2 protein-coding genes are annotated in these 1850 nt (G+C 34.2%); both read right to left on the bottom strand.

What is annotated here, in order from left to right:
* Positions 1 to 511 precede the first annotated feature (511 nt).
* Positions 512 to 1570, bottom strand: coding sequence for a HEAT repeat domain-containing protein (locus tag U9Q18_03260; GenBank protein ID MEA3313375.1), 1059 nt, complete (start codon positions 1568 to 1570; stop codon positions 512 to 514).
* A 67-nt stretch (positions 1571 to 1637) separates the two neighbouring features.
* A partial coding sequence (locus U9Q18_03255) for a hypothetical protein (GenBank protein ID MEA3313374.1) occupies positions 1638 to 1850 on the bottom strand: 213 nt, incomplete at its 5' end.

The raw sequence follows: 1850 nt of genomic DNA, 5'->3' as shown, positions 1-1850 counted from the left end.
TTCTGTGTAAATAATATCGTTTAGAACCATTGTCGCCATCTCTGATGCATACCGGTCTTTTTTCTGTTTGGAAACTTGCTTAAGACGTCTGATTCCCTGGGGGCCCATGTTTGCTAAACCGTATCCTAGAAGCTGGAGCACCGGATTCCCCTCTTTAAAACCATCGTACTTCATGGCTTTTGTCGTGGTTATTAAGTTTGTGATTGACATAAACTATTTTTTGCCTACATCTTCATTTGTTTGCATCAACCTAAAAAGCAAGAATGGTGCCAAGTGCAGGAAATGCTTTAATATGTTGAAAATAAATAAGATAACAATCTTACAGTTGTAAACTGCCTGCATTATTATGTTTAATAATTGAACATGGTAAATTTCGAATTTTAGCAACTTCTTGATAATAAATAAATTACGACCTAAAATAGTTTGATGTTCAAAAATTGAACATGTTAAGTTAATTTAAAATATGGAGATTTTTTTGTAAGAAAGAATTAATGAGGAAGGTTATGTTTCTTTAAGTTTCTTCTGTGTAAATAATATCGTTTAGAACCATTGTCGCCATCTCTGATGCATACCGGTCTTTTTTCTGTTTGGAAACTTGCTTAAGACGTCTGATTCCCTGGGGGCCCATGTTTGCTAAACCGTATCCTGAATTAAAGCGGACATGCCAGAAAGGAGAGAATAAACCATTGGTTAACGTGTCCAAAGCAGCCGGGCTTCTCAGATTTCCAAGACTTTTGATTGCCTGAGCTTTTACCTCCCATTCACTATCTGAAGAAAGCCGTAGTAGAATATCAACTGAATCTGGTATGAGCAAATTTCCAAGAGCTTTTGCAACTCTTATTCTAATTTCCTTATCTGGATGATCTGAGAAAGCTATTATATCTTTGTAAAGGGATTTAAGAGGGATGGTTCCAATCAGTTCAATCAACATCCCTAATTTTTCTATAGAAAGATGTTTTTTTAGACAATCCTTTATGAAATATTCTGCTTTTTCTCCCAAGCCAGACATAATATTAAGGTACGTATTTAAGTTTGGATCTGGATCATTTTCAAAAGTTTGAAATATAGAGGACAAAGCATCTGTGGTTGGTGCGCGGGACAGAGCATTTATAGCAGTTAATCTAACGATTGGTTTGTCGTTAAGAAGTTTGAGAATGTGGGCATTTTCTGAAGGACCAGCAAAATATACAAGAAGGCGTGTCGCTCTCAAGCGTTTTAGGACCCTTCTTGAGTAGATATCTTTTATACATTTTTCTTTCAGGCCATGATTGAAAATTATATTGAGCTGCTCGGTTCCTTGTCCTTTAATAATTTCTACATAATCAGTTATGACCTTACCCAGAACATCAGGGTAAGATTTATATTTATGTGCGACTTTGACAGAATATTCTGGTTTTAAAGACGATATCGCTTTTAGAATATCTTTTTCGATTTCTTCATAACGCTTTTTAAACCTTATTTCGAGATGTCGAAGAATAATTCTTCTTAAAACAATGAAAATAAAAAGCGCTATTGAGAATAAAAGGAGAATAATAAGACTGTATATTACTAAAATATCAGGCGGGATCATTTTATTTTGGTTTTCTTTTCTGCCTCGAATTTATCGAGTGTAACGTTTTGTTTAAATATCTTTTCACTTATTTCTTTCTTCTCCTCGAGGATTCTTGGCAGTCAATCATCATGTGTTTTAAATAATTAAAACTATTATTTGGAGATAATGTCAAATCTTTAGTTAAAATATTGGGGTCAGTTAAAATATTGGGGTCAGTTCTTTCATTATTACATTTTTTCGTATTATTCCAATAATTTCTTGAGCTCCTGTGGATGGTCAGCCAAAAGCTCCTTGATTT

It is taken from the genome of Caldisericota bacterium (assembly GCA_034717215.1).
GTDB lineage: Bacteria > Caldisericota > Caldisericia > Caldisericales > Caldisericaceae > UBA646.
The sequence above is the reverse complement of the archived record's forward strand: the minus strand, read 5'-3'. Positions and strand labels throughout refer to the sequence as shown.

Bases quoted from the DNA above. Each gene is read 5' to 3' on its own strand.
- U9Q18_03260 (MEA3313375.1), bottom strand. From the start codon at position 1,570: ATGATCCCGCCTGATATTTTAGTAATATACAGTCTTATTATTCTCCTT.